We start from the raw sequence: 25750 nt of genomic DNA, 5'->3' as shown, positions 1-25750 counted from the left end.
AAAAGTGATGCCAGTAACCGAGAAAGATCGAGACATCCTTGCTCGCACTATTTGGGGCGAGGCGCGCGGTGAAGGCGCCGCCGGCCAGGTGGCCGTAGCCTGGACTATTCGCAACCGCGTGTTCGACGGCAAGGAGAAGTCGTGGTGGGGTGAAGGCTACGCCGGCGTCTGCCAAAAGCCATGGCAGTTCAGCTGCTGGAACAAGACCGACCCGAACTATCAGTTCCTGATCGGCGTGAAGGAGATCCCTTTCCGCGAGCTGGCGCAGTGCCGGGTAGCGGCTGACCAAGTGATCGACGGCAAGGTGCCGGATCCCACCGGCGGGGCCACGCACTACTACGCCACCAGCATCAAGGCGCCGGCCTGGGCAGCGAAGGCCAAGCAGACGCTGAAGCTCGGTCACCACGTCTTCTTCAAGGATGTTCCTTGACCAGCTGCGGACGAACAGCTCTTACATAGAGGGCGTAACAGCATAGAATACTGTCTGCCCATACAGCTCTGAGTCGCCTATGAACGCCCCTGACCATCTCGAAATATCTCTAGACCAGCTACTTAACATTCGAGACCCCGGTACGTACCTGGTGATGTGCGAGGGCGACAGCATGAAAGGCGCCGGCGTTTTCAGCGGCGATTTGCTGGTTGTGGACAAGGGGCGAGACGCAGTTGCCGGCAACATAGTCATCGGCGTAATCAACCAGGAGCCAGCAGTGAAGTTCCTCAGCTACGTGCACGGTCGGCCTGTCCTGAGGTCCGCCAACAGTGGCTACCCGGATCGGCACATTCTCGAAGGCGACACGTTTGAAGTGTGGGGCGTGGTCACTCACAGTATTCGTGATCACGGGCAATCCGCTTAAGTTCGCTCGGGCGTTACCAGATCAGCCCACTCCTGCATCATTGCCCGTCGCTGTTCGAGATAGGAAGCGTGGTTGTAAACGTCGCGAATGAAACTGCTGTCTGCGTGCGCAAGCTGACGCTCGATCCAGTCTCGGTTATAGCCTCTCCCGTTCATCTCGGTTGAAAAGAGATGGCGGAAACCGTGAGGAGACTGCTTTCCGGTCAGGCCGCAGGCATCCAGAACGTTGTTGGCATAGTTGGTGCCGATAGGCATCGTTGAGTCACTTCGATTGACGAAAACGTAACGAAGGTGGCCTGTGATCGGCAGCATTTCTTTCAAAAGATCGACCGCTTGAGTGGGCAGAGGCACCGAGTGGTCTCTGCGCATTTTCATTTTGGCGGCGGGGGTCGTCCATACGGCGGCATCGAGATCGATATCCGACCATTCGGCTCTACGTACCTCTCCCGGGCGTGACGCAGTGTAGATCATCAGCATGAATGCCGCTCGAAGCTGCTGACCTGATGATGATTCTTGAACGGCCGCTATCGTTTTCGGCATTTCGCTGAAAGGCAGGAAGGGGTGAGGCTTGTGCTGACCCATGCGCTCAGTCACTGCGTGCATCTCTGCGGTAGGGTTGACGTCGATCAAGCCAATTGCAATGGCATAGCTGAAAACCTGGCCTGTTCGCTGACGAACCTTGACGGCGGTGGCCACCGAGCCGCGTTTCTCAATCTTGCGTATCAAGCTGATGACGTCAGCGCGCTTGATGGAGTCGATCTGCCGTGTGCCGAACACCGGCAGTACATCCAGCTCCATCAAGTTACTGATGATTCGGTATGTCCCAGGCGAAATGCTCCCCTTCCTGAATGCCAGCCACTCGTCGTAAACACGACGAAAGGTCCGGCCCCCGGCCTCGATCATCTCGGCCTTTTTCTCCCTTCTCGAATTGCGCGGGTCGATCCCGCTGGCAATGTCTTCCCGTGCCGCGTCTCGACGCGCGCGCGCTTCCTTAAGGCCTGTATCCGGGTAAGTCCCGAATGAAATCCGCGCCTGTTTACCAAGCCAAGTGAATCGAAAGTGCCAGCTTTTTATGCCGCTGGTGGCTATATAGAGGGAAAGTCCAAGGGAGTCGGCGATCGTGTATGCCTTGTCCTTCGGCTTGGCCTGCCTGGCCGCTGTGTCCGAGATCGCCACTAGTACATCCTCTGCTTTCTGATCTCAATGTACTGGATGATGTACTAAGTCTTTGTCACTGGGAAGGTATCGCACGGTACAGCTTGGTACTTGATCGGCTTATGTATCAGCGGTTACGTGGGGGTTTATGAAACGGAGGGGTTTTAGGCGGGAGGCTACCGTGGAATCTTTGAAGATTTCCACGGTATTTTCGGCTCTGTTCAGATGGCGTTCGCCGCAGCGATTCGGGCAGGCGGCGAGTTTATCAGCTTGTCTTTGGCCGTGCTGACTAAAGGGTCAGCAGGCGCTCGGCGAGGCGACCGTTGGCCGTCAGCTCGAGGAATTCGTCACCCAGTCGACGGCTCTCGTCCATCGCCGTGTGCCAGTATTTCTGCCGGCTCGGCGCATCGCCCATAAAGCGTTTGAAGTCGTTGCGATCGGGCAGTTTGCCGTAGGGCAGGCGCGCCAGATATTCCTTCGATGGCGCGACCAGCAGCACATCCTGCAGACGCTGCACCGAAGCGCGGCGCCATGGCAGGGTCTTGTCGAACCAGCCGGGAATCACCCGATCGGTGAAGTGCGGATAGAGCACGATGCCGTCGCCGCTGTAGGGCAGGTCGAGGTGGTAGTCGAGCAAACCGCCGTCACGGAACGTACCCGCGCCGGCGCCGGGCAGGTCGCGCACGCCTTCCATCACCATCGGAATCGACCCGGAAGCGAGCAGGGCCTGGCGCAGGTTGCCGGTATTGAGCGCAACGAAACGCGAGGGGAAATCGGTCAAGGCATCAAGCGGTGGCGCCAGGCGTGGATCGTGGATGATCAGCCGCTCAAAGTGTCGCGACAGCCGTGCACGGCCGCGCAGGTTGTCGGCGATCACTGAACCCAGTGCCAGACCGAGGCGCCCGCGATGGTCCTCGGCGAGGCGGCCCTGGCTCTTCACAACCATGATGTTCAAGCGGTAATCGGCGTTTTCAAGAATGCTCGCATCGCGGCCGTCGAGCAGGTCATCGAGCATGCGCTGCGAGCTCTTACTGATCTCGGCCATGGTCACGCCCTTGTTGAAATTCTGCTCGGCGTACAGCTCACCGAGGCGGCGAATGCCTTCGGCGGCGTCCGGCAGGCAGGCGCTGGCGAAGCGCCAGGAACCCACCGAGGCGCCGATCAGCGAACGCTCACGCGGCGCACCCGGCAGCCACTCGCCGAACAACGCCAGATCCAGCCCCTGAATCCCCAACGCCTTCGGCCCACCGGCCGCACCGGGCAGGGTGCCGACGTCTGCGGCGAGCAATCCCTGCGCACGAATCCGCGCCATGGCCCGTGGGCCGGCCTTGAGGGTGAGGGCGGGAAACTTGATGTGGATGGCGGTCATACCGGTCTCGATCGTTAGCAAGCTGGCGATTATAAGCACATGTTGCAGGCCCATGTAGGAGTGAGCCTGTCCCACAAACGGGGCAGACGCAAAACCAGTGTGGGAGCGAGCCTGCTCGCGAAAGCGGCGGGTCAGAAACATCGCTGCAGCTGACACTCCGTCTTCGCGAGCAGGCTCGCTCCCACAGGGAATCTTGCCAACAGTGGGGCACAATGATGGCCATTCAGTTTCAGTTAAGTTGACCTCGCTATGGTGCCCACCGTAAGCAACATATAAGAATTCGGAGACACCCATGAAAACCCTGACTGCCCTGACCACTGCCTCGATCCTCGGCCTTGGCGCCAACACTGCGCTGGCGCGCGATCTCGGACCTGACGAAGCGCTTCGTTTGCGCGACGCTGGTACTATCGTCTCCTTCGAGAAGCTCAACGCCATCGCCCTGGAAAAACACCCCGGTTCGGAAATCACCGAAACCGAGCTGGAGGAAGAGTACGGCAAGTTCATTTACCAGATCGAACTGCGCGACCCGAAAGGGCTGAAGTGGGATCTGGAGTTGAACGCGGTCGATGGTGAAGTGCTCAGGGATCATCAGGATACGTAATGAAGCTGAATAGTCGCGCCACCCGCCTGACGGCGCTGGCGCTGGTGTTGTTGTGCAGTACGGCCATGGCTCGCGACCTCGATCAGGACGAGGCGCTGGCCCTGCGTCGCGATGGCGTGATCCTGCCGCTGGAGCAAGTGCTGCAGCAGGCCATGGATCGCTACCCCGGCGCCAAACTGCTGGAAGTCGAGCTGGAAGAAAAACACGACGTGTACATTTACGAAGTCGAATTGCTGACGGTCGAGGGCGTGGCGCGCGAGCTGCACCTGAAGGCCGATACCGGCGAGTTAGTCAAAGACAAGGAAGATTGATCGATGCGTTTGCTTCTGGTGGAAGACCATGTACCGCTGGCCGACGAATTGCTCGCCGGCCTGCAGCGCCAAGGCTACGCGGTGGATTGGCTGGCCGATGGTCGTGACGCGGTGTATCAGGGCAGCAGCGAGCCCTATGACCTGATCATCCTCGATCTCGGCCTGCCCGGCGTACCGGGGCTGGACGTGCTGGCGCAGTGGCGCGCGGCCGGTCTGGCGATTCCGGTGCTGATCCTTACCGCGCGCGATTCCTGGGCCGAGCGCATCGAAGGGCTGAAGGCCGGCGCTGACGATTACCTGACCAAACCGTTCCACCCGGAAGAACTGTACCTGCGCATTCAGTCACTGCTGCGCCGCTCCAAGGGCCAGGCCAACCAGCCGACCCTGCAAGCCGCCGGCCTGCATCTGGACGAAGGCCGCCAGTGCGTGGTTCGCGATGGCGCCGACATCCAGCTGACCGCCGCTGAATTCCGCCTGCTGCGCTATTTCATGCTGCACCCCGAGCAGATCCTCTCGAAAAGCCACCTCGCCGAACACCTCTACGACGGTGAGACTGAGCGTGACTCCAACGTCCTCGAAGTCCACGTCAATCACCTGCGGCGCAAGCTCGGCAAAAGCGTGATCGAAACCCGTCGCGGTCAGGGATACCTGTTCGGCGGACAAGCTTCATGAGATCAATCCAGCGCCGTTTGAGCCTGGGTCTGATCAGCGTGATGGTGGTGGTCGGTCTGGTGCTGGCGCAAACCAGCCTGTGGTTGTTCGAAGTCGGTTTGCAGCGCTACCTCGAAGCCGGCCTGCGCAACGACAGCGAAAGCCTGCTGGTGGCGCTGGTGCGCGGCCCGCAAGGTTTGCAATTGGATGAGCGGCATCTGTCGCCGGCCTATCAGCGGCCGTTTTCCGGGCACTACTTTCGCATCGATTTCTCCGACAGCCACTGGCGTTCGCGCTCGCTGTGGGATCAGGAACTGCCGCTGCTGCAACACCCGGGGCTGCACAGCAATCTGCAACTTGGCCCGGACGGGCAACGCCTGCTGATACTGCGCTCAGACTACCGGCGCCTCGGTCAGTCGATCTCGATCAGTGTCGCCCAGGATTACACGCCGGTCAGCGACAGCTTTCAGCGCATGCGTCAGATCGGCCTCGGCCTGGGGTTGGCGGCGTTGCTGCTGATCCTGTTCCTGCAACGCCTGACCGTACGCCGCGCCCTTAAACCGCTGGAACGCGCGCGCGAGCAGATCGCTCAGTTGCAGCAGGGCCAGCGCTCGCAACTCGACGATCAGGTGCCGGTGGAGCTGGAACCGCTGGTGGCGCAGATCAACCATTTGCTCGCCCACACCGAAGACAGCCTCAAGCGCTCGCGCAATGCCTTGGGCAACCTCGGCCACGCGCTGAAAACCCCGTTGGCGGTGCTGCTCAGCCTGGCCTCCAGCGACAAGCTCGATGACCATCCCGAGCTGCGCAGGATCCTCAAGGAACAACTGGAGCAGGTGCAGCAGCGCCTCAATCGCGAACTCAATCGCGCGCGGTTGTCGGGGGATGCGCTGCCCGGCGCGTTGTTCGATTGTGATGCCGAGCTGCCAGGGTTGCTGGCGACGCTGAACATGATTCACGGCGAGCATCTGGCCCTGAGCTACGTCGCACCGCCGGGTTTGCAGCTGCCGTGGGACCGCGAGGATTTGCTCGAACTGCTCGGCAACCTGCTTGACAACGCCTGCAAATGGGCGGATGCCGAAGTGCGCTTGAGTGTGATCGACCGGTCTGACGGCTTTGCCCTGAGCGTGGAAGATGACGGCCCGGGGATTCCCGAAGAGCAGCGCACTCAGGTGTTCAGCCGTGGCACGCGGCTGGATGAGCAGACCCACGGGCATGGGCTCGGCCTTGGGATCGTGCGGGATATTGTCGAAACGTGGGGCGGGTTACTGGTGCTGGGAGAAAGCGAGTGGGGCGGGTTGAAAGTGGTGATTGAACTGCCTAAGCGCTGACCCGGCGCCTTGCGCAAATCTTGTAGGAGCTGTCGAGTGAAACGAGGCTGCGATCTTTTGATCTGGTATAGCAACATCAAAAGATCGCAGCCTCGTTTCACTCGACAGCTCCTACATGTCGTCAAAGTCAGACCCGGAACTGATCCATCAACCGCTGCTGCTGATTCGCCAGGCTGTTGAGCGACTGACTCACCCGAGCCGATTCATTCGCCTGTCCGGACAGCGATTCCGTCACATCGCGAATCGTCGCCACGTTGTTGTTGATCTCCTCAGCCACTGCGCTCTGCTCTTCGGCGGCACTGGCGATTTGCAGGTTCATGTCGCTGATCACCGTCACCGCATCGCCGATCTGCCGCAACGCCGTGACAGCCTGGCCCACCTGCTCAACGCTGCCCTGGGCCTGACGATGGCTGTTGCCCATCGCACCGACCACTTCCTGCGTGCCGTTCTGCAGTTGCTCGATGACCTGGCGGGTTTCCTCCACCGACTCCTGAGTGCGGCGCGCGAGGTTGCGCACTTCATCGGCGACCACGGCAAAACCGCGTCCGGCTTCACCGGCGCGGGCGGCTTCGATGGCGGCGTTGAGTGCGAGCAGGTTGGTCTGCTCGGCGATGGCGCGGATGGTTTCCAGCACCGTGCCGATCTTCTCACTGTTGGCGGCCAGGCCTTCGACCTGGACCATCGCTGCGCTCATGTCGGCGGCGAGGGTGTCGATGCTCGCGGTGGTGTGGTCGATCACGGTCAGACCCTGGCGGGTGGCGCGGTCGGCGTCCTTGGCGGCTTCGGCGGCCTGGGCGGCACTGCGCGCGACGTCCTGGGCGGTGGCGCTCATTTCGTGGGAAGCGGTGGCGACCTGATCGACCTGACGGTATTGCTGCTCCATGCCGGCGCTGGTCTGGGTGGCGATGGCTGAGGACTGGTCGGCAGTGTTGCGCGCGTCCTGCACCGAGCGCTTCACCTCGGCAATGATCGGCTGCAACTTGTCGAGGAACTTGTTGAACCAACCGGCCAACTGGCCGAGCTCGTCCTGCTTGTCGTAGGCCAGACGCCGGGTCAGGTCGCCTTCGCCGCTGGCGATGTCTTCAAGCATGTGCGCCACACCGAGGATCGGCTTGGTCACGCTGCGCGCCATCAGCCACACCAGCAGCAGACCGATCAGGGCGGCGAACAGGCCGAGGCTCAGTTCGATCAGCGTGCCTGAGGTATTGCTCGCATCCAGTTGCTGCTTGAGCGCTTCGGCACGGCTGACCAGGACTTGCTCCGGCACATCGAGCAACACGCCCCACGCCGGCCCATCGGGAATCGGCTGGAACGGCGACAGCACTTTCAACTGGCCGTTGCTGTGCAGGCTGCTCACGCCAGTGCTCGAGGCGAGCAGGCGCAGCAACTCGCTGCCGCTGGCCTGATCCACCGCATCCAGACGCTGGCTGAGTTTGCCGGCATCCGGGCTGTAACCGGCGAGCAGGCCGGCGGGGCTGACAATACTGACGGCGGTCTGACCGTCGTAAAGCTTGCGGCTGGCGTTCTGGCTGATCGCTTGCAGGCTGTTGAGGTTGATGTCGACCGACAGCGAGGCGATGACTTTGCCGTTGACCTGCAGCGGGAAGACGATGCTGGTCATCAGCACTTTGTGGCCGTCGATGACATAGAAGTACGGCTCGATCACACACGGTTTGAGCGTGGTGCGCGGGCAGGTGAACCAAGCGTTGGCGGCCTGACCGCTGGGGCCGGTGCTGGTGTCGCTCATGTCGCTTTCCGGCAGCGCCATCGAAGTGACTTTGCCCGGGGTCGGCTGCGACCAGTACAGGGCAAAACGGCCCTTGTCGTTGCTGCCCAGCTCAGCCTGATCGGCGAACAGTTCGTCCTTGCCGTCCAGCGCATTGGCTTCGAACACCAGCGACAGGCCGAGCAGGTCCGGGTTGGCTTGCAGCGCGGATTTGACCTGACGGGTCATGTCCTCGCGCAGGTCGAAGGCATCGAGAAAGCGCTTCTCGGCCTGCTCACGCAAAAACAGTACCTGCCGCGAGAAACCGTGGCCGTACTGATAGGCGTCCATGAATTGCTGACGAATGCCGGCGGCCTGCACTTCACCTTGCGATTCGATCCGCGCCTGCGCCGACTCGGTGAGCATCTCCATGCTCGAGGCCTTGACCAGCGCCGAGCTGTGTTCCATGCGATACAGCGAAAGACCGACCAACAGGGTCACGATACCGGCCAGGCAGAGGCCGGCGAGCAGGGTGATTTTCCACTGGATGGAAAGTTGTCTGAGCGACATGGAAAACATCCTTATCCGATAAATATCTGAGACTTTGCACTGTAGCGGCCGCGTTTCGGCTTTCTTTATGCCGTGAGCGCAATATGACCGATTGCCGCATGCGGGGGCCTGTGGTCCGGTAGTCCTGTAGTCCTGTGGCGAGGGGATTTATCCCCGTTCGGCTGCGAAGCAGTCGTGACACCTGCGTACAGGGTTGATTTAAAGTTTGCCGGGGGCGGCTTCGCCACCCAACGGGGATAAATCCCCTCGCCACAGGGCTTTGACAGCGCCGCCACTCTGCGGCACAGTGCGCGCCCTCTAATAAGACCCTCTGTACACCTCCGCCGGCCAACCCCGGGCGGACTCATCCTGTCTGGCGGTGTGTTTCCACCCGCAGTGTTTTTTGAGGTAGTGAAATGAATGCAGTCATAGCAGCCGTCGGCGTCATGCTGATCCTCAGCCTGTCGCGCGTGCATGTGGTGATCGCGCTGATCGTCGGGGCGCTGGTCGGTGGCCTGACCGGCGGTCTGGGCATCGACGCAACACTCAAGGCGTTCAACAGCGGTCTGGGCGGCGGCGCGACGGTGGCGTTGTCCTACGCCTTGCTCGGCGCTTTCGCCGTGGCGATTGCCAAATCCGGCCTGGCCCATGCGCTGGCCGACAAGGCTTTGGCGATGGTGGATCGGCAGCACGCAACCGGCGGCGGTAACGTCAAATGGCTGCTGATCGGGCTGCTGTGGGTGGTGGCGATTGCCTCGCAGAACATCCTGCCGATCCATATCGCGTTCATTCCGCTGCTGGTGCCGCCACTTCTATATGTACTGACCAAGCTGCAACTCGATCGCCGTCTGATCGCCTGCGTCATGACCTTTGGCCTGATCACCCCGTACATGTTTCTGCCGGTGGGTTTCGGCAACATCTTCCTTAACGAAATCCTGCTGGCCAACGTCGCCCGCAGCGGCGTCGACATCAGCGGCATCAATGTCACCCACGCCATGGGCATTCCGGCGCTGGGCATGGTTTTCGGGCTGGCGATGGCGTTTATCAGCTATCGCAAGAAGCGCGTGTATGACCTGGCGAAGATCGAACAGGTCGAGCAGACGGCGGTGCACTACAACCCGCTGAGCCTGATGATCGCCGGTGTGGCCATTGCTTCGGCATTCGTGGTGCAGTTGCTGCTGGACTCGATGATTATCGGCGCACTGGTCGGGTTCCTGATTTTCTCGGTGTCGGGCATCGTCAAATGGCGCGAGACCGATGACCTGTTCACCGAAGGCATGAAAATGATGGCGATGATCGGCTTCATCATGATCGCCGCCTCAGGCTTTGCCGAAGTGATGAAGGCCACCGGGCAGGTGCAGACGCTGGTCGAATCGTCGGCGGCCTGGATCAATCACAGCAAAGGCGTCGGGGCTTTGTTGATGCTGCTGGTGGGCTTGCTGGTGACCATGGGCATCGGTTCGTCGTTCTCCACCGTGCCGATTCTGGCGGCGATTTTCGTGCCGTTGTGCGTGCAACTGGGCTTCAGCCCGATCGCCATCGTCTGCATCGTTGGCACTGCCGGTGCGCTGGGCGATGCCGGTTCGCCGGCCTCGGACTCGACCCTCGGCCCGACCTCCGGCCTGAACATCGACGGCCAGCATCACCACATCTGGGACACCGTCGTACCGACTTTCCTGCACTACAACCTGCCGCTGCTGGTGTTTGGCTGGGTGGCGGCGATGGTTCTCTAAAAAATCCACAATTGCCCCATGTGGGAGCGAGCCTGCTCGCGAAGGCGTCGTGTCAGTCGACACACAGGTTGCTGAGCCAACGCTTTCGCGAGCAGGCTCGCTCCCACAGGGGGGCGGCGATGTTTCAAGACTCAACTTTTGCCCCGGCGTGCCGTTAAAGCCTTTAACCACGCCAACAAAATCAAAAGAGTGAGTCCCCCGATGCGCCTGAGTCTCAAGGCTAAAGTCCTGTCCCTTGCCGTTCTGCCGGTGCTGCTCTTTGCGCTGGTCATCAGCGTGACCACGCTGTTCATCCTCCAGGAACAGGCGCGCAAGGAGGTCGAACAGACCCGCGAGCGGCTGCTCAGCGACGCCAAGGCCACCCTGCAAAGTTACGTCGCCGTGGCCATGACCACGATCAAACCGCTGTACGACGCCGCCGCACCGGGCGACGACGCGGCGCGGGCGCAGGCGATCAAATTGCTCTCGGGCATCCGCTACGGCAAGGATGGCTACTTCTTCGGCTACGACTCCGAAACCGTGCGCCTGTTCAAGGCCAACGACCCCGACGGCGTGGGCAAAAGCTTCAAGGACAACCGCGATCCGAACGGCGTCTACGTCAACCTCGGCCTGGTCAAAGTGGCCAAGGACGGCACCCACTATCTGCAATACAGCTCGCCGCTGCCGGGTAACGCCAAGGTGCTGGTGCCGAAACTCGGCTACACCGAATACCTGCCGAAGTGGGACATGGCGGTCGGTACTTCGGTCAACCTCGACGGCATCGAAGCGCAAGTGGCGCAGGTCGAGGCGCAAGTGCAGGAGCGCGTGCAAGGCGTGGTGCTGAGCATTGTCGGCGTTGCGGGGCTGGTGCTGCTGGTGATCGCGGCAGCGGGCATGCTGCTGGCCAACACCATTCTGCGCCCGCTGACCCTGATGAAAGCCAACCTCGACGACATCGCGGCGGGCGAGGGCGACCTGACCCGACGCCTGAACATCACCAGTCAGGACGAACTCGGCGAACTGGCCGGCTCGTTCAATCGTTTCGTCGACAAGATCCACGGCCTGGTGCGGCAGATCACCGAGATGACCACGCAACTGACCGGTCTGGTCACCCAGGTCTCGGAACAGGCGCAGCGTTCCGATCAGGCCATGGAGCGTCAGCGCCACGAAACCGATCAGGTCGCCACGGCGATCAACGAAATGTCCGCCGCCGCCCAGGAAGTCGCCAAGAGCGCACAGAACGCCGCCGTCGCCGCTCAGCAGACCGACGAAGAAGGCCAGAGCGCCAAGCGCGTGGTCGCGGGCAGCATCAAACAGATTCATGCACTGGTCGACGACATCCGCAACAGCGGCGTGTCGCTGGACAGCCTGCAGCAGGACGTCAGTTCGATTGTCGGCGTGCTTGGGGTGATCCGTTCGATTGCCGAGCAGACCAACCTGCTGGCGCTCAACGCCGCGATCGAAGCGGCGCGCGCCGGTGAGGCCGGTCGCGGGTTTGCGGTGGTTGCGGACGAAGTACGCGCGCTGGCCAGCCGCACGCAGATCAGCACCCAGGAAATCCAGGGCATGATCGACCGCTTGCAGGCCGGCACGCAGCAGGCGGTCGAAGCGATGCGCCGTTCCAGCGAGGCCGGCGACGGCACTTCGCAGCAAGCCAATCAGGCCGGTGCATCGCTGGACGCGATGGCGCAGTTGATCGCGACGATCAACTCGATGAACGCGCAGATCGCCAGCGCAGCGGAAGAGCAGACGGCGGTGGCCGAAGAGATCAACCGCAGCGTGCATCAGATTGCCGTGGCGGTGGACAGCGTCGCCGATGAAACGCAACTGGGCGCGCAAACGTCGCGCAGTCTGGCGGAGCTGGGGCAGCGGTTGGGCAAGCTGGTCGGGCAGTTCCGTATCTGACGCGTCCGCAATCCCTGTAGGAGCTGCCGAAGGCTGCGATCTTTTGATCTGCTTGTGAAAGATCAACAGACCAAGATCAAAAGATCGCAGCCTTCGTCAGCTCCTACATTGGGATCGCGTGGGTTTAAGGTTTGTCCCAGTAGGGAATCTCGCCAAAGCACTCGACAAAAAAATCAATCACCGTCCTCACCTTCACCGACAGCCGTCGGCTCCCCGGCCACAGCACGGCGATCTGCTGCGGTTCCAGGCTGTTCGACACCTGATACTCCCTCAGCACCGGCACCAGCGTGCCTTCGCGCACCGCTTCGCCAATCAGCCACGACGGAAACATCACCAGCCCCAGCCCCTGCTGAGCGGCCTGGGTCAGGGTGTCGGCGTGGTTGCCGGTGATCGGGCCTCTGACCGTGTACGGCGTCCAGTCCTCGCCATCACGGCGGAAAAACCAACGCTGCTGACCGGCCGCGCCTTTATAGGCCAGGCACTGATGCTGCGCGAGTTCGTCCGGGTGCTGCGGCGTGCCGTGGCGTTTGAGGTAGGCCGGGCTGGCGGCGACCTGAAAACGGTGCGGCGCCAGAATGCGTGCCTGCATGCTCGAATCGTGCAGCGCGCCGATGCGAAACAGCAGGTCGGCGCCTTCCTGTAGCGGGTCGATGTAATGGTCGGTTTGCTGGATATCCAGTTGCAGCTTCGGATAGCGCGCGCAGAGCTGGCCGAGCCAAGGCGTCAGATGGCGCTGGCCGAACACCACCGGGGCGTTGATGCGCACCAGTCCGGTGGGTTCGCTTTGCTGTTCCTGCAACGCCTGCTCGGCTTCTTCCAATTGCACCAGCAGTAACCGCGCATGGTGGCCGAGCGTGCGCCCGGCTTCAGTCGGCGTGACGGCGCGGGTGTGGCGGTAGAGCAATTGCTGGTTCAGCGCCTGTTCCATCAACTGGATCTGCCGCGAAATCGAGGAGGGCGCGACCCCTTCGCGGCGGGCGACTTCGGAAAAACTGCCGTGGTCGAGGACCGCCACAAACAGCCTTAACGCTTTGAATCCGAGTTCGTTGAGCCTGTGCATGCAGTGTCTCGCTGTGCGTGTTGCGCAAAAGTGTTGTCCGGATGCTCCCATTTATCGCACAGCGGCGCCAGCCGATAATCCGCGCCATTGTTTTTGAGCGTGGAAGGTTATGTATGCAGACGTTGGATGAAGGGGTGGTTGCTGCACCGGTGAAAAGATCGGTGTTGCGTCTGCTGTTGCTGCCGCTGGTGATCCTCGCTGGCATGGGCTTGTCGGTAGAAGCCGGATTGCTCGGGCCGCTGGGTGAGCAGGTCGGGCATCTGTGGGCGACGTTGAGCATCTTCGGCGTGGGTTCGGCAATTCTGTTTTTGCTCTTGCTGTTTGCCGGTCCGCAAAAAGGGCCGGCGCTGACCGAACTGCCGCGCTGGCAGTTGATCGGCGGGTTTCTCGGGCCGATCTACGTGGTGGTGCTGACGCTGGCGACGCCGCACATCGGCATTGCCATGACGATGATCGCGATTTTGTCCGGTCAGGTCGGCAAGAGTGTGCTGATCGACCATTTCGGCTGGTTCGGCGCGACGCGCAAGAAGGTCAACGGCGAGCGCTGGCTGGCGTTGGGCTTGATTGTGGTGGCTTTGGTTCTGATTGCGCGGGGGTGAGTGATGGGGCTGGTGATTTTGTTGGTGGTGGTGGTATTGGCCGGTGCGGTGTTGAGTGTGCAGGCCGCGATCAATGGTCGTCTGGGTGAGACGGTGGGGGTGCTGCGTAGCAGTCTGCTGACCTTTGCGGTGGGCGCGGTGGTGACCGGGTTGTTGATTCTGTTTTTCGAGCCGGCGCAGGCGGTGAGTCTGCTTGAGGTGCCGAAGTGGCAGTTGACCGGGGCGCTGTTTGGTGTGGTGTACATGATGGTGATGGTGGGTGCGGTGCCGGTGGTCGGGACGGCTGTGGCGACGGTGGCGGTGATTGTCGGGCAGTTGGGGATGGGGATGTTGATCGACAATTTTGGCTGGTTGGGGAATCCGGCGATCGGCTTGTCTCCGAGTCGGATGTTGGCGATGGTGTGTCTGGCGGTGGCTTTGGTGTTTATGTATCGGAGTTCGCGGCAGGCGCAGTGATTTTATTTGTTTGACTGTGTACATATCCGTTGCTGCGGGTGTTGCTGATTACGGTTCCGCTCTTACAGCGGGTCACTTTTTCAGACGCCAAAAAGTAACCAAAAGGCTTGGCCCCGGCGTTCGGCCCGCTCGCTGGGGCTCGGGGTTCCTTCGCTGCGGGATCGATCCTGGCGCAGCGGCTCCGGTTTGCTTCGCTGCACCTACACTCGCTGTGTTTGGCTGCGCCAAACGGTCGCTGCGCTCCCACGCCCGGATCGATCCCTTCGCTCAGCCTGCCGATGGGGCCGGCACGGCAAGATCAAGGGCGGTACGCGAGCTTGCGCTCATTGTGTGTAGGAGCTGCCGAAGGCTGCGATCTTTTGCTTTTGCTTTTGCTGTTCTGTTGGAGCGAGCCTGCTCGCGAAAGCCATCTTCCGGTCGCTCAATCTCTCATCAATGGCCCAGCCTGCAACACCACCTTCTACACTGTCCCTTACGGCTTACCGCTCAAGCCTCAGACAACCACTACGCAAGGAGTCTGTCCCATGTCCGATAAAAAATGCGACTGCCCGGGCTGCAACTGCACGATCAAAGAAGGCGAACATTCCTGCGCTGTACACGGTAAACACTATTGCTGCGAGGCTTGCGCTCATCACCACAAACACGGTGAAGAATGTGCGATGAAGGGCTGCGGTTGCGCTCATCCGAAATAAGCGGGGCAAAAAAAGTGGAGCCTAATCAGGCTCCACTTCCATTTTCAGACTGTCGTCTTCCTGTCGTTCAAAGTGCCTCACCGTGCCTTGCAGTGTTCGCCCTTCGACCTTGACCACCACAACCTTGGCTTGGTGGAGGTCTTCCGGTACCGGTGCCTGGACGCACAAGGTGAAGCGGTAAGGGTCATCCGCGACCGTTTCCAGTGCGACTTGGCAATTCACCGTTTTGGTGATCTGGCCGAAGAAGGTGGTCAGGCCGTAGTCCAGTCGGGCCGGGTGATAAGTGTCGGTCATCGGTCGATTCCCCCTGTCGATTGCCAAGCCTGCGGTGGAGGCGGTGGGGTCAGTTGGTCTGGCGCCAGGTGACGTTTTCCAGACCGAATTTTTCTGCCATCGGTTTGCTGGTTTTTTGCACTTTCTCGCGGCCGAAGCGCGGGATGCGACCCACGCCCGCGTCGCAGCTTGCCCAATGCCAGGCTTCGGCGTTGTCCATTTTGTCCGAGCGGATAATGAACGACTTGGGGGTGCCATGCAGTGTGTAGTCGATGACGTAAAGTTTTGCGTTGTTCATAAAGCCCGAATTCCTCCCTGTGGTATTAAACGGATCGCGCTGTGCCGGGAAAATTCATTCGGATTGTCCGACGGTATCTATCGTTGGCGAGGGCGCGGCGTGCTGGTTACCATGGCGGCTTCGCCAACCCCCTGTGAACGCTCGCCATGGCCCTCGCCGCGCCCCCTGATCTGACCGACACCGATGTGCCCGTGCAACCGCTGGCGCGGACCTATCCGCGTGGTTTATTCATCGAGCCGCACGAGCATGTCTGGGGGCAGTTGCTGTATGCGATGAGCGGGGTGATGTGGGTCGAAACCCCGCACGAAGCGCTGGTGGTGCCACCGCAGCGGGCGGTGTGGTTGCCGCCGGGAGTGCCGCACGGGATTCGTGTGGTGTCGGATTTGCAGATGCGCAATATCTACCTGCGCCCGGCGCTGGCGGCGACGCTGGATGCGACGGTGCAGGTGATCGAAGTCGGTGGTTTGCTGCGCGAGTTGATCGTCGGGCTGGTGGCGCAGGGCGATGACGGCGAGGCTGAGTATTACGATGCGCTGGTCGGGCTGGCATTGCTGGAACTGCGCCGGGCCAGGCGTTCGCAACTGAAGATTCCACTGCCGGACGAGTCCGACCGGCGTCTGATGAATCTGTGTCAGGCGGTGATGGCCGCGCCGTCGCTGGAGATCCCGTTCGAGCAGCATGCGCACAACGCCGGGGCCAGCGTGCGTACCCTGGCGCGCTTGTTCAAGGACAGCCTCGGCATGGGCTTCGCCGAATGGCGGCGCCAGGTGCAGTTGGCGACGGCGGTGGCGGCGTTGATTCAGGGCGTGGCAGTGAGCGTCATTGCTCGCGAACTGGGTTATTCACCGAGCAGTTTCAGCGACATGTTTCGCCGGGAGCTGGGGGTGGCGCCTTCGCAATTCTCGGCAACTTGAACAGATCCATGTGGGAGCGAGCCTGCTCGCGAAAGCTTTGCACCAGGCAATGAAGTGCTGACTGGAAGACCGCATTCGCGAGCAGGCTCGCTCCCACACGGTTCTATGGCGGCTGCAGAAGGTTTGTCCGAAATTCAGAAGTCCTTGGCCGATACCGCTCCGCCCGTTTCCCTAGACTCTGCCCATCACTTATCGCGGCGGAGTTCCTTTCATGAACTACCTCATTTCTCTGGCCATCGGCCTGGGCGTCGGCCTGCTCTACGGCGCGCTCGATTTCCGTTCTCCCGCCCCACCGGCCATCGCGCTGGTCGGTCTGCTTGGCATGTTGGCCGGTGAGCAGTTGTGGCCGCTGGGCCGGCAACTGGTCGCTGGCTGGGTGTCCTGAATTTCCCTTTTTCCTTTCGGTGGATGTGCCCATGAAAGCGTTGCAATTCGATCAGACCGGCGACCTGTCTTCCCTGCGCTTCGTCGACGTTCCGACCCCGGTGCCCGGCGCCGATGAAGTGCTGGTGCAGATCAAGGCTGCCGGCCTCAACCCCAGCGATGTGAAAAACGTCCTCGGGCGTTTTCCCTACACCACACTGCCACGGGTTCCGGGGCGGGATTTTGCCGGGGTGGTGGTCGAGGGGCCACAAGCACTGATCGGTCAGGAAGTCTGGGGTACCGGGCGCGAGTTGGGCTTCTTCGCCGACGGCGCCCATGCGCAATTCGTCAAACTGCCGGCCAGTGGCGTGGCGCACAAACCGGCGCATTTGAGTTTTGCTCAGGCGGCTAGCCTTGGCGTGCCGTACACCACGGCGTGGGATGCGCTGGAACGCAGCCTGGTCAGCGCCGACACGCGCTTGCTGGTGATCGGCGGCGGGGCAGTGGCAACTGCGGCTTTGGCCCTGGCAAAAGTGCGCGGCGCGCAATTGCTGGCGGCGGCGCGCCGGCCCGAGCAGGTCGCGGATCTGCAGCAGCAGGGCTATCAGACGATTCAACTGGATAAGCCAGAAGACCTCGGTGCCCAGGTCAACGCGGTGTATCGCGGTGGCGCCGATGTGATCTTCGACACCACCGGTTTCTGGCTGCCCGCCTCGGTGGCGGCACTGGCGACCTTCGGCCGCATCGCCATCATCGCCGCGCCGGTCGACGGCCACGTGCAATTGCCGGCGCTGGCGCTGTATCGCAAGGGCGGCTCGGTGGTCGGGATCAACTCGTTGTTGTACGGCGTTGAGGCGTGCGCGGCGATGCTCGAGCAGTTCGGGCGCTTCTTCGATGAGGATCGCTTGCCACTGCCGCAGGGCCTGATGCAAGTGCCGCTGGCAGAAGGGCTGGCGCGCTATGAAGAGGTCAATCAAGGTGGTGGCGACAAGATCATCTTGCTGCCCTGACTCACACAAATCCCTGTGGGAGCGAGCCTGCTCGCGATGACGGTAGATCAGTTAAACGGTCGGCGACTGACACACCGCTTTCGCGAGCAGGCTCGCTCCCACAGGGGAAAGGCATAGGATTCGGGATCATTTCCGTAGGATCCCGGGCGTTTCTCTGTGGGCCACGTCCTTTTCGCTCGCAGACCGGCAAAACAGGGAAACCTCTGATTTCACCCATTGCAGTGCACCGTTGCACAGTCCCGTCTTTCAATCAGACACAGGGACAGGTGGATGCGCATCGCTGGCAGGCCCGTTGTTTTCACTCTCGAGATAGAAGGCGTTGCCCACGATCTTCAAGTGTTCGGTTTTCGCACCCGGGAAGTGCTCAACCAGACCTATGAACTGGATCTCGAGCTGGTCAGCGAGCGGCCCGATGTGGATCTGGAAGGCTTGCTGCATCGGCCGGCCTTTCTCTGTTTCGGTGCCGACGGTAGCGGCATGCACGGGCTGGTCTATCGGGTCGGTCAGGGTGATTGCGGTGTTCGGCTGAGCCGTTACCAGATCACCCTGGCGCCACACCTTGCCTACCTCGCGCATCGGCGCAATCAGCGGATTTTCCAGAACCTGAGCGTGCCGCAGATCATCGCCAATGTGTTGAGCGATCACGGCATGCAGGCCGATGCCTGGCATTTTCAGCTCAGCGCCGAGTACCCGGCGCGGGTGTATTGCGTGCAATACCAGGAATCCGATCTGCACTTCATCCAGAGGCTGTGCGAAGAGGAGGGCCTGCACTTTCACTTCCGTCACCGCCGTGAGGCGCACCTGTTGGTGTTCGGCGACGATCAAACGGCGTTCCTCAAACACGACGTGACGACGCGCTATGTGCAGGGCAACGGCCTGGTTGCCGATGCGCCGGTTATCGACCAGTTCACTGTGCGCCTGGAGCCACGCTCCAACCTCGTCGAGCGCCGCGACTATCACTTCGAAAAGCCCGCAGTGCAGTTGGACGCCAAGGTCAGTGCAGCGCGAGTTCCGCTGCTGGAAGATTATGAGTTTCCCGGGCAGTTCACCCATCGCGAGCGCGGCAAGCACCTCAGCCAGCGTGCGCTGGAGCGCCATGGTGCCGACTATCGTCTGGCTAACGGGCGCAGCAATCAGGCGCTGATGCGCGGCGGCAGTTTCATGACCATGGCGGATTACTCGCGCGCCGACTGCAACGATTTATGGTTGCTGACCGAGGTCGAGCACATCGGCAAACAGCCGCAAGTGCTCGAGGAAGCGTTCACCGAGCAGGCTGACGCAGATGGTTTCAGTCAGGGCTATCGCAACCATTTCGTCGCGACGCCGTGGGACGTGGTGTTTCGCCCGCAGCTCAGGCACGTCAAACCGCGCGTCAGCGGCAGTCAGCTGGCGGTGGTGACCGGCCCGCCCGGCGAAGAAATCTACAGCGATGCCTACGGCCGCGTGAAAGTGCAAATGCTCTGGGATCGCGACGGCCAGCGTGATGAACAGTCCAGTTGCTGGCTACGCGTGGCCACCGCCTGGGCGCATGACCGTTACGGCAGCGTGCAGATTCCACGGGTCGGCATGGAAGTGCTGGTGGGGTTCACCGATGGCGATCCGGACAAACCGCATGTGCTGGCCTGCCTGCCCAACGTCGAAACGCCGGTGCCGCTGGACCTGCCGGCGCAACAGACGCGCAGTATCTGGCGCAGCCAGAGCAGCCCCGGCGGCGGTGGTTACAACGAACTGCGCATCGAGGACCGGCAAGGCGCGGAAGAAATCTCCATCAGGGCGCAGCGCGACTTGGTGCAGCACGTGCTCAACGACTTGCGTGTGCAGATCGACAACCTGCACAGCCAAGTGATTGGCGGCGTCTCCAGCCTTGAGTTGCGCGACGAGGAACATCACCTGACCCACGGCAATCGCCTGACTGAACTCAAGCAGGACGATCATCTGTGGGTGCAGGGCGAGCAGCATGTGCGGGTCGCCAGCCAGCGCGTCAGTGCCGCGCAGCAGCTGCATTTCGGCGCGGGCGAGCAGGTGGTTTTCAACAGCGGCCTGCAGATCACTCTGGCTGCTGGCGGGCATTGGCTGACGGTCGGCGCCGCCGGCATTTTCAGCAGTGTGCCGGTGGTGCAGGGCGGGGCGCCAACGGTGTGTCTGCCAGCGGAACCGTTGCTACCGGGGGCTGCGCCGTTGCTAAAGGCGACGTTCGATGCCGTGCAGCAACGGCATGCGCTGCTGACCACGCGGACCTCGCGTTGCCTGATCTGCGAGGCAGCCCAGGCATGAGCCTTTTGACGGATTGGCCCGAAGGTTTGCCGTGGGCTGAACAGCAGGCGTTTGTGCTGCTCGACGGTGCGACGATCGCGGATCTGCCGGCGCAACTGCGAAGGCTCGACCCCGCCGCCAACGCTTTCGCGCTGTACGACCAGCCACCGTTTTCGGCCCTGCGCGATGTCTCGCCGCTGCTGGTGGCGCTCGCTGACGCTGACAATCCGGTGGCGCGGTTTTATCGCCAGTACGCCCAACAGGAATGGGGCGTGCTGTTGTTCAGCGCCGCGCCGGCGCATGAAATCGTCGCGCACTTGCGTCAGTTGCTGATCGTCGAGTTGCCGGTCGGCTCGCCGGTGTTGTTGCGGCTGGCGGATGCCGCCGTAGCGCAGGCGCTGTTTGCCAGCGGCGATGCGAGTCTGTTCGGGCCGCTGGGTTGTGTGGTCACGGCGGATGGTGCGCGGCAAGTCTGGCACTGTCAGCGATCTCGCCAAGGGCAGGGTGGGGCGCTGGTGGCGCCGTATCGGTTGAGTGCGGAGCAGGATGCCGCGCTGGATCGGGTGGATCGGCGGCGGGTGTTGCTACAAGTCGATGCGTATTTGCTTGAATATTTTCCCCGGTTTCATACCGGGGAAACCATCGCTGAACGTTGGATACTTCTGGAACAAATCGAGGCAAAAGCCAGCGCGCTCGGCCTGAGCAGCCAATCGGAATGGCTTTACTTCGCCAACCTTGTCGCCTCTCTCAACGGCGCTGATCCGGATCAGCATCCGCAGATCCAGCACTTGCTACACGAGCCCTCCCTGCAACCGATCGGTGAGCGCTTGACGCTGGCCGTTTCAATGGCCCGCCAATGGGCGTCTGAAAGAGTCCGACCATGAACCATCCCGCCGACCTTGCGGCAGCCGCCGCGTCCAAAGCCCCGATCATCGGCCCCGCCGCCTGCCCCTTGCGCAACACCCACGTGCAACTGCTGCCCCTCGCGTACGGCCTGGTGGAAAAAACCTTCGACCCCAGCAGCGAACTCACGCTGCCGTACACCCTGACCACGCGCCCCATGGGCATCCGCCGCCTGCGCGATGGCTGGCTGTACATCGTCGACAGTCTCAACGGTGAGCTGTACGAATATCGCGTGCTTGAAGGCGTCATCAGCGCATTGCTGCATCGCGGCAAAAGCGTCAGCGAGGATCAGCGCAGCGCCATCGAAGAACGTCCGGCGTTGATCTTCTCGCGCAAAAGCACCCTTTACGTGACCTTTGCCGATGTGCAGTTGAGCGCGGCGAAATGCCGACAGGTGCTGGACAGCGCGCAGGAGCGCGAGCACTTCATGCAGGCGGTCGATCTCGGCCCGGTGCATTGTCTGATCGGCGGCGAGCATCTGCTCACCGTGGCCCAGGCGAAACAGTGGCTGGCGGAAGTCGCCTGCACAGCGAAACCGCTGGCCGAGGCGGACGCCACGCGCATGCCGGCGGTGCAGGTCAGCGATGCGCCGGAGCACGAGCGCGAACCCTATCTGTGGGAAAACCCACGACGTTTTCGCGAGGCGCATATCGGCGAATTTCTCGGGCGGGTGCGCGGGCCATATGAGGACGACACGCTGTTTCTGTTGGTCAACGACGACCTCGGGGTGATGCGCGATCTGGCTGATTATCAGGATCTGGTGGTCGGCTGGATCGAGCAGTGGAGCAACACTGACAACAACGAGCGCGACTATCTGCTGGCCAGTTACATCGAGTCGCTGAGCCAGTTGGGCGCTCAGGATTTCGACTCCTTGGCCAAGGCCAGCGATGATCCGCGCGCCCAGGCATTGTTTGCTGAACTGGAGCAATTGCCCGAACCGGATCGGGAAAATACCCGGCAGGCGCTGCTCGATTATCTGAACAAAGGTGGTGAGGTCGAGCCAGCTGCAGTCGAAGCCACGCCTGAGTTGCAACAGCTTCGCGAAAAGGCATTGGATGAGTCATTGGCGCTGAACCGTTTCGACGGCGTCGCCCCGGATTTCACCGCGCACGCTCGCGTCACCGCCGAGGCGGATCGACGCTTTTATACCCGCGAATATTTTGCTGAAGTCGCCCCGGCCGATTTCGTCGAGCGTCATCTGAGCACACTGGTTGACCTCGGCAAAGATCAGAGCCGGCGCATGAAAGACGTGCTCGACGGCCCGCTGCTCAGCGGCAAGCGCGGCATCAATGACCTGATCGACCGCCCGGCCATGGACGAGGTGCTGAACAATCATCGCGACAACCTCGGACGCTGGAATCGCCTGCTCGAACGCATCACCGCCGATCGCGCGCAATTGCTGTGCGCCGGGCGTTTCCATCGCTCGGCGTGGTATTTCGACGGGCAAGTGCAGATCGATCAGGCGCTCGCCAGCGAATACGCCTGCCTCAAGGACATCGGCCGCAGCGACGCGGCCAACAAACAAATGCTCGATTACCTCGAACAACACCCGCAACTGACCCGCCCGCTGTTCTACACCTTGCCGCTGCGCTTGCAGACCGAGCAGGCCGGGCAATATTCAACGCTGTTCAACGCCGGCATGGCGATGTTCAACAACCTGCCGGACTGGCTGGCCAAATTGCAGAGCATCGAGCAGCCACAGCTGCCAGCACTGGACGACCTGCCCGCACACAGCCGAGTCCTCGCCGATGCCGTTCAAGACACCTACAGCCCGGCGCTGAATCTGGGCCTGAGCCGGGCGCTGGAAGGCTTTGATCTTGCCGGCGAGAAAATCCCCGACCTCGACGAACTGTTCCAGCGCTTGCCCAAAGCCCTGCGCCTGCGCGTCTTCGACGCCGCGCGAACCAGCGGCGTGACCTTCACCGTATCCACCCCGGCGGAACAAGCGGCGCTGCAAGCCACGATCAAGGAAGTGCTGCGCGAACGCGACTACCTGAAAACCCTCAACCGCGAACGCAACCAGCTCACCCACAATAAAAACCGCCAAGGCCACAAAACCGCCCGGGCGATGGAATTGCAGGAAGAAATCGTCCGCGTGCGCACGCAACTGGCCTTGTTCGAAGGCCGCCTTGCGGCAGCGCTAAGCCCGATTGACGAACTGCCGGATCGCTCGGCACGGCTGTATGGCGCCACCCCGGCGAAAGCGGGCGTGACGGTGGTGTTTCCGCCGGCGCAGCACGGGGAATTGCGCGGGTTGCTGGAGAATATTTGCGCGGGGGTGGCGGGGGTTTCGAAGGCGAGTCTGGTGCGGACGGAGGGGATGGGATTGTTGGTGGTGTTGGTGCAGGTGGTGAATTTGGTGGGGGCGTATCGGGAGGTGATGAAGCAGACGAGGGACAGGAAGAAACGAGCGGAGTTTTCCGCGGCCCTTGCCGCGACAGGCGCGGCGGGTTTTACCGCTGCACAGGGGCTTGCTGATACAGCGTTAAGGGCTCGAAGATCCAGCCTTATTGCCAGTTTGCAGCTGGAAGCGCTGCAACAGGTTCGTGTGCAAATAGGTAAGTTGCATGTTGGTTTGGGCTTCTTTACTTATATTTTTGGTTTCAGAACGTCTATCACCAGCCTCGGAAACCAAGATCGAAAATGGCAAGACGCGATCCGCAGTGGCACTCCATCTGAGCAAAGCGCGGCTGCGCTGGCAACGTTGGGCGCTGCAGGAATGGTTGCAGCTAACGGATATGGAGCGAGCAACACCTTTCACGCTTCTTTTAAAGTGTTGACTGCACTGAACAGTTCGGCACGCGCAGCGGCGTGGGCTGCCGCTGGCACACGTCTTTCTACTGTATTTTTTCGCTTTAATCTCGCCGGTGCGTTGTTCACCGTGCTGGAGTTCGTCGGTACTTGGATGTTCAATCGTTACAACCTCTCTGCCCACGATAAGTGGTTGAAAATTACGCCTTGGAGCCGTGATGAAGAGATGCGCGGTGACCACTCCCTGGATGACTATCAAAATTATCTGGCGTTTTTGATACACGCTCCTTACGCCCAATCAGGACCTGATCCCAGTGATACCTGGCTGAAGACTTTATTATTTGGCGCCAAACCCAGTGATATTCATTTGGTTCTGCCGAGGCTGACGCTAAATGATCTTCTGCCGCCGTTAAACGGTAAACCGAGTCAACGCTTGGGAATCGGTGCCCATCGACTTGTTGCACCGCTGCATGGTCGCGGTGTGCCGCAAGTGCGCAAGGAAGTCATCAGTGAGGAGATATTGAGCAGTCTGCGAATCGTGAAGTCATCGCCAGATGGTTTGGTGCTTTGTCTTCACTACCCCATCCGTCCTGATTCTGACTACACGCCTGCAAAGGAAACGCTCGAACTTGCCATATGTATACAGACCGTCAATGGCAAAGGCGGGGCGGAGTCAAGAACGCGCGTAATTCATATTGACCCTCGGGATAGCGGTCATTTTGCTGTAGTAACTCCCGGCTCGGTTAAAGAAAACCCTCCGGTTTTGCTGGTAGAAACTCAATACCTCGAATGGGCTGACCATGCTGAATAATCGTAGTAATCCTCTTTCCAGTTCGGAATATGAGAGGGTAAAAAAAGCGGGCGATATTGAGCCGTTCCCAACCGGGAAGATTACCTATCTCGCACCATTGCCCTTACCTACAGCGATGCCGCCTTACGGACCTCATATTGGAGCGTTCAATGACGGATACATGGACTTTGGTCTCGGCTCACTGGAGGTATTCCCATGGCAGCTAATTATCGGCGGAACGACCGCAGGCACTTTTATGGTGCTCGTTTTATTTCCTTTGTTCACGGGCTTGCTAGGAATTCTATTTGGCTATGGAAACGAGGCGATTTGGGAGTCAATGGTTGGTTTATTCGAAGTGGCATTGGAAAATGAATTAATCAGCAGCCCCTTGATCTTGCTTATCTGTCTAAGCGTCTGGCTCCACGTCCACAAAAAACGTCTCTCCCTCATCCCAACCCGCTTCAACCGCCAACGCCGCGAAGTCTGCTTCATGCCCGAAGGCGCCATCGAGCCAGTCTTCGTCCCGTGGGAATCGCTGTCTGCCTGGATCATCGAAGCCAAAGGCGCCACCCAGTTCGGCATCCACCGCCAATACGGCATGGGCATCGGTTTCTACCAAGGTGAAACCCTCATAAGCCAGGAATTCCAATGCGCCGGCCTGGAGCTCGCGATCAGCCATTGGGAAGCGATTCGCGGTTACATGGAGTACGAAGTCAACGACCTCAAATCCATTCAGGATTTGCAAGACCTTCAAGGCCCAGACGACCCACCCCACGAAGGCCTGCACACCTTTCGCAATGCCCGCGCGCGAATGCATCAGCAGATCCGTGAAGGCCGGCGCTCGCGGCTGTCGGGGTTCTTTTGGTACCTGTATCACGTCATGACCTTATGGACGATTCCCAATCGCCTGGTTGAATGGGAAGTGCGCCGTCTGGAAAGAATCGGCAAGCAGGCGCTGCCGGAAGTCATGCGTGCATGGTCCGAGCCATTGCCGAAAGAGCAATGGGCCAAGCCCAGTGAAGAGTTGCTGCGGCTGAGCGAACAAGTGCGGCGGATGCACAAGCGCCAGCCGCATCGGCCGATTACGCAGATTTTTGCTGAGGTTTGCAGGCGGGCTGAGTGCTGATGTTGAGCAGTTTTGTGACCAGAGGGAGGGAGGTTTTTTGCCTGTTTGAGCGCCTTCGCGAGCAGGCTCGCTCCCACAGGGGACCGCGCTGGATGCGGATGTTTCGGTTGATCTTGGCCG

The 25750-nt window shown here is 61.0% G+C and carries 24 protein-coding genes and 2 pseudogenes; 19 read left to right on the top strand and 7 right to left on the bottom strand.

Annotated features, from left to right (window positions below; all coding sequences use genetic code 11):
- Window positions 1–7 precede the first annotated feature (7 nt).
- Window positions 8–430, top strand: a complete 423-nt coding sequence (locus tag FEE99_RS22255; RefSeq protein ID WP_064361180.1) for a cell wall hydrolase — start codon at window positions 8–10, stop codon at window positions 428–430.
- 79 nt (window positions 431–509) lie between these two features.
- Window positions 510–854: a LexA family protein gene (locus FEE99_RS22250; RefSeq protein WP_143978947.1), complete on the top strand. Its 345-nt coding sequence runs from the start codon at window positions 510–512 to the stop codon at window positions 852–854.
- Here FEE99_RS22250 and FEE99_RS22245 read toward each other — a convergent pair.
- Together FEE99_RS22245 and FEE99_RS22240 are read right to left on the bottom strand one after the other, a co-directional pair.
- Window positions 851–2029, bottom strand: coding sequence for a tyrosine-type recombinase/integrase (locus FEE99_RS22245; protein ID WP_143978946.1), 1179 nt, complete (start codon window positions 2027–2029; stop codon window positions 851–853). The two genes, FEE99_RS22250 and FEE99_RS22245, sit on opposite strands and share 4 nt — an antisense overlap.
- A gap of 268 nt (window positions 2030–2297) precedes the next feature.
- Window positions 2298–3377: a patatin-like phospholipase family protein gene (locus FEE99_RS22240; RefSeq protein WP_041477239.1), complete on the bottom strand. Its 1080-nt coding sequence runs from the start codon at window positions 3375–3377 to the stop codon at window positions 2298–2300.
- A 292-nt stretch (window positions 3378–3669) separates the two neighbouring features.
- Here FEE99_RS22240 and FEE99_RS22235 point away from each other — a divergent pair, with 292 nt between their 5' ends.
- Genes FEE99_RS22235 through FEE99_RS22220 form a run of 4 tightly spaced genes read left to right on the top strand, consistent with a single transcriptional unit; the run spans window position 3670 to window position 6271 of the window.
- Window positions 3670–3978 carry a PepSY domain-containing protein gene (locus tag FEE99_RS22235; RefSeq protein WP_016775414.1) on the top strand — a complete coding sequence of 103 codons (309 nt, stop codon included), beginning with the start codon at window positions 3670–3672 and terminating at the stop codon, window positions 3976–3978.
- Window positions 3978–4289, top strand: coding sequence for a PepSY domain-containing protein (locus tag FEE99_RS22230; RefSeq protein ID WP_016775413.1), 312 nt, complete (start codon window positions 3978–3980; stop codon window positions 4287–4289). Before FEE99_RS22235 ends, FEE99_RS22230 begins: the two co-directional genes overlap by 1 nt.
- A gap of 3 nt (window positions 4290–4292) precedes the next feature.
- Window positions 4293–4961, top strand: coding sequence for a response regulator transcription factor (locus tag FEE99_RS22225; protein WP_016775412.1), 669 nt, complete (start codon window positions 4293–4295; stop codon window positions 4959–4961).
- Window positions 4958–6271, top strand: a complete 1314-nt coding sequence (locus FEE99_RS22220; protein WP_143978945.1) for a sensor histidine kinase — start codon at window positions 4958–4960, stop codon at window positions 6269–6271. Before FEE99_RS22225 ends, FEE99_RS22220 begins: the two co-directional genes overlap by 4 nt.
- 127 nt (window positions 6272–6398) lie before the next feature.
- Here FEE99_RS22220 and FEE99_RS22215 read toward each other — a convergent pair whose 3' ends face one another.
- Together FEE99_RS22215 and FEE99_RS22210 are read right to left on the bottom strand one after the other, a co-directional pair.
- Window positions 6399–7103 (bottom strand): methyl-accepting chemotaxis protein, encoded by a 705-nt coding sequence (locus FEE99_RS22215; RefSeq protein WP_370695146.1) that lies wholly within the window; start codon window positions 7101–7103, stop codon window positions 6399–6401.
- A gap of 201 nt (window positions 7104–7304) precedes the next feature.
- Window positions 7305–7361, bottom strand: a pseudogene (locus FEE99_RS22210) (hypothetical protein); the annotation flags it as partial.
- Window positions 7362–8941: 1580 nt separating this feature from the next.
- On the opposite strand from FEE99_RS22210, the gene FEE99_RS22205 reads away from it, so the two are divergent.
- The 3 genes and pseudogenes from FEE99_RS22205 (at window position 8942) to FEE99_RS22195 (ending at window position 12142) form a co-directional block, all read left to right on the top strand.
- The gene (locus FEE99_RS22205) at window positions 8942–10258 is read left to right on the top strand and encodes a Na+/H+ antiporter family protein (RefSeq protein ID WP_024013513.1); all 1317 of its coding nucleotides are present in this window, start codon (window positions 8942–8944) and stop codon (window positions 10256–10258) included.
- A gap of 201 nt (window positions 10259–10459) precedes the next feature.
- A pseudogene (locus FEE99_RS22200) lies at window positions 10460–11236 on the top strand (cache domain-containing protein); the annotation flags it as partial.
- 84 nt (window positions 11237–11320) lie between these two features.
- Window positions 11321–12142 (top strand): methyl-accepting chemotaxis protein, encoded by an 822-nt coding sequence (locus tag FEE99_RS22195; RefSeq protein WP_370695145.1) that lies wholly within the window; start codon window positions 11321–11323, stop codon window positions 12140–12142.
- Between the two features lie 124 nt (window positions 12143–12266).
- On the opposite strand, the gene FEE99_RS22190 is transcribed toward FEE99_RS22195, so the two are convergent.
- The gene (locus FEE99_RS22190; RefSeq protein ID WP_041477234.1) at window positions 12267–13202 is read right to left on the bottom strand and encodes a LysR family transcriptional regulator; all 936 of its coding nucleotides are present in this window, start codon (window positions 13200–13202) and stop codon (window positions 12267–12269) included.
- Window positions 13203–13315: 113 nt separating this feature from the next.
- On the opposite strand from FEE99_RS22190, the gene FEE99_RS22185 reads away from it, so the two are divergent.
- From FEE99_RS22185 to FEE99_RS22175, 3 genes are all read left to right on the top strand, one after another.
- A complete protein-coding gene (locus tag FEE99_RS22185) occupies window positions 13316–13801 on the top strand; it encodes a DMT family transporter (protein WP_016775407.1) in 486 nt (161 codons plus the stop codon).
- 3 nt (window positions 13802–13804) lie between these two features.
- Window positions 13805–14257 carry a DMT family transporter gene (locus FEE99_RS22180; RefSeq protein WP_041477232.1) on the top strand — a complete coding sequence of 151 codons (453 nt, stop codon included), beginning with the start codon at window positions 13805–13807 and terminating at the stop codon, window positions 14255–14257.
- 524 nt (window positions 14258–14781) lie between these two features.
- A complete protein-coding gene (locus FEE99_RS22175; protein WP_081932389.1) occupies window positions 14782–14949 on the top strand; it encodes a metallothionein in 168 nt (55 codons plus the stop codon).
- A gap of 21 nt (window positions 14950–14970) precedes the next feature.
- Here the strand turns inward: FEE99_RS22175 and FEE99_RS22170 are convergent, their stop codons facing one another.
- Together FEE99_RS22170 and FEE99_RS22165 are read right to left on the bottom strand one after the other, a co-directional pair.
- Entirely contained in the window at window positions 14971–15243 is a 273-nt protein-coding gene (locus tag FEE99_RS22170) for a hypothetical protein (protein ID WP_041477230.1), read from the bottom strand.
- Between the two features lie 49 nt (window positions 15244–15292).
- The gene (locus FEE99_RS22165) at window positions 15293–15520 is read right to left on the bottom strand and encodes a DUF6555 family protein (RefSeq protein ID WP_016775403.1); all 228 of its coding nucleotides are present in this window, start codon (window positions 15518–15520) and stop codon (window positions 15293–15295) included.
- Window positions 15521–15666: 146 nt separating this feature from the next.
- Here FEE99_RS22165 and FEE99_RS22160 point away from each other — a divergent pair, with 146 nt between their 5' ends.
- From FEE99_RS22160 to FEE99_RS22130, 7 genes are all read left to right on the top strand, one after another.
- Entirely contained in the window at window positions 15667–16434 is a 768-nt protein-coding gene (locus tag FEE99_RS22160) for an AraC family transcriptional regulator (RefSeq protein ID WP_041477228.1), read from the top strand.
- Window positions 16435–16645: 211 nt separating this feature from the next.
- Complete coding sequence (locus FEE99_RS22155; protein WP_081932387.1) at window positions 16646–16819, top strand: DUF1427 family protein; 174 nt, start codon at window positions 16646–16648, stop codon at window positions 16817–16819.
- Window positions 16820–16850: 31 nt separating this feature from the next.
- On the top strand, window positions 16851–17807 hold the full coding sequence (locus tag FEE99_RS22150; protein WP_041477227.1) for a quinone oxidoreductase family protein: 957 nt from the start codon (window positions 16851–16853) through the stop codon (window positions 17805–17807).
- A gap of 270 nt (window positions 17808–18077) precedes the next feature.
- Window positions 18078–20081 (top strand): type VI secretion system tip protein TssI/VgrG, encoded by a 2004-nt coding sequence (tssI, locus tag FEE99_RS22145; protein WP_041477226.1) that lies wholly within the window; start codon window positions 18078–18080, stop codon window positions 20079–20081.
- Window positions 20078–20944, top strand: a complete 867-nt coding sequence (locus tag FEE99_RS22140) for a DUF4123 domain-containing protein (RefSeq protein ID WP_041477225.1) — start codon at window positions 20078–20080, stop codon at window positions 20942–20944. Before tssI ends, FEE99_RS22140 begins: the two co-directional genes overlap by 4 nt.
- On the top strand, window positions 20941–24525 hold the full coding sequence (locus FEE99_RS22135; protein ID WP_447121732.1) for a toxin VasX: 3585 nt from the start codon (window positions 20941–20943) through the stop codon (window positions 24523–24525). The genes FEE99_RS22140 and FEE99_RS22135 overlap by 4 nt, the downstream gene beginning before the upstream one ends.
- On the top strand, window positions 24515–25630 hold the full coding sequence (locus FEE99_RS22130) for a hypothetical protein (protein ID WP_143979124.1): 1116 nt from the start codon (window positions 24515–24517) through the stop codon (window positions 25628–25630). Before FEE99_RS22135 ends, FEE99_RS22130 begins: the two co-directional genes overlap by 11 nt.
- The last annotated feature ends 120 nt before the right edge of the window (window positions 25631–25750 follow it).

The sequence above is a fragment of the Pseudomonas sp. ef1 genome (assembly GCF_007293365.2).
Classification (GTDB): domain Bacteria; phylum Pseudomonadota; class Gammaproteobacteria; order Pseudomonadales; family Pseudomonadaceae; genus Aquipseudomonas; species Aquipseudomonas siliginis.
The sequence above is the reverse complement of the archived record's forward strand: the minus strand, read 5'-3'. Positions and strand labels throughout refer to the sequence as shown.

Bases quoted from the DNA above. Each gene is read 5' to 3' on its own strand.
- FEE99_RS22175 (WP_081932389.1), top strand. From the start codon at position 14,782: ATGTCCGATAAAAAATGCGACTGCCCGGGCTGCAACTGCACGATCAAA.
- FEE99_RS22150 (WP_041477227.1), top strand. From the start codon at position 16,851: ATGAAAGCGTTGCAATTCGATCAGACCGGCGACCTGTCTTCCCTGCGC.
- FEE99_RS22205 (WP_024013513.1), top strand. From the start codon at position 8,942: ATGAATGCAGTCATAGCAGCCGTCGGCGTCATGCTGATCCTCAGCCTG.
- FEE99_RS22240 (WP_041477239.1), bottom strand. From the start codon at position 3,377: ATGACCGCCATCCACATCAAGTTTCCCGCCCTCACCCTCAAGGCCGGC.
- tssI (WP_041477226.1), top strand. From the start codon at position 18,078: ATGCGCATCGCTGGCAGGCCCGTTGTTTTCACTCTCGAGATAGAAGGC.
- FEE99_RS22255 (WP_064361180.1), top strand. From the start codon at position 8: ATGCCAGTAACCGAGAAAGATCGAGACATCCTTGCTCGCACTATTTGG.
- FEE99_RS22215 (WP_370695146.1), bottom strand. From the start codon at position 7,103: ATGAGCGCCACCGCCCAGGACGTCGCGCGCAGTGCCGCCCAGGCCGCC.
- FEE99_RS22135 (WP_447121732.1), top strand. From the start codon at position 20,941: ATGAACCATCCCGCCGACCTTGCGGCAGCCGCCGCGTCCAAAGCCCCG.
- FEE99_RS22250 (WP_143978947.1), top strand. From the start codon at position 510: ATGAACGCCCCTGACCATCTCGAAATATCTCTAGACCAGCTACTTAAC.
- FEE99_RS22155 (WP_081932387.1), top strand. From the start codon at position 16,646: ATGAACTACCTCATTTCTCTGGCCATCGGCCTGGGCGTCGGCCTGCTC.
- FEE99_RS22165 (WP_016775403.1), bottom strand. From the start codon at position 15,520: ATGAACAACGCAAAACTTTACGTCATCGACTACACACTGCATGGCACC.
- FEE99_RS22160 (WP_041477228.1), top strand. From the start codon at position 15,667: ATGGCCCTCGCCGCGCCCCCTGATCTGACCGACACCGATGTGCCCGTG.
- FEE99_RS22195 (WP_370695145.1), top strand. From the start codon at position 11,321: ATGACCACGCAACTGACCGGTCTGGTCACCCAGGTCTCGGAACAGGCG.
- FEE99_RS22230 (WP_016775413.1), top strand. From the start codon at position 3,978: ATGAAGCTGAATAGTCGCGCCACCCGCCTGACGGCGCTGGCGCTGGTG.
- FEE99_RS22185 (WP_016775407.1), top strand. From the start codon at position 13,316: ATGCAGACGTTGGATGAAGGGGTGGTTGCTGCACCGGTGAAAAGATCG.
- FEE99_RS22170 (WP_041477230.1), bottom strand. From the start codon at position 15,243: ATGACCGACACTTATCACCCGGCCCGACTGGACTACGGCCTGACCACC.
- FEE99_RS22225 (WP_016775412.1), top strand. From the start codon at position 4,293: ATGCGTTTGCTTCTGGTGGAAGACCATGTACCGCTGGCCGACGAATTG.
- FEE99_RS22190 (WP_041477234.1), bottom strand. From the start codon at position 13,202: ATGCACAGGCTCAACGAACTCGGATTCAAAGCGTTAAGGCTGTTTGTG.
- FEE99_RS22130 (WP_143979124.1), top strand. From the start codon at position 24,515: ATGCTGAATAATCGTAGTAATCCTCTTTCCAGTTCGGAATATGAGAGG.
- FEE99_RS22220 (WP_143978945.1), top strand. From the start codon at position 4,958: ATGAGATCAATCCAGCGCCGTTTGAGCCTGGGTCTGATCAGCGTGATG.
- FEE99_RS22235 (WP_016775414.1), top strand. From the start codon at position 3,670: ATGAAAACCCTGACTGCCCTGACCACTGCCTCGATCCTCGGCCTTGGC.
- FEE99_RS22180 (WP_041477232.1), top strand. From the start codon at position 13,805: ATGGGGCTGGTGATTTTGTTGGTGGTGGTGGTATTGGCCGGTGCGGTG.
- FEE99_RS22140 (WP_041477225.1), top strand. From the start codon at position 20,078: ATGAGCCTTTTGACGGATTGGCCCGAAGGTTTGCCGTGGGCTGAACAG.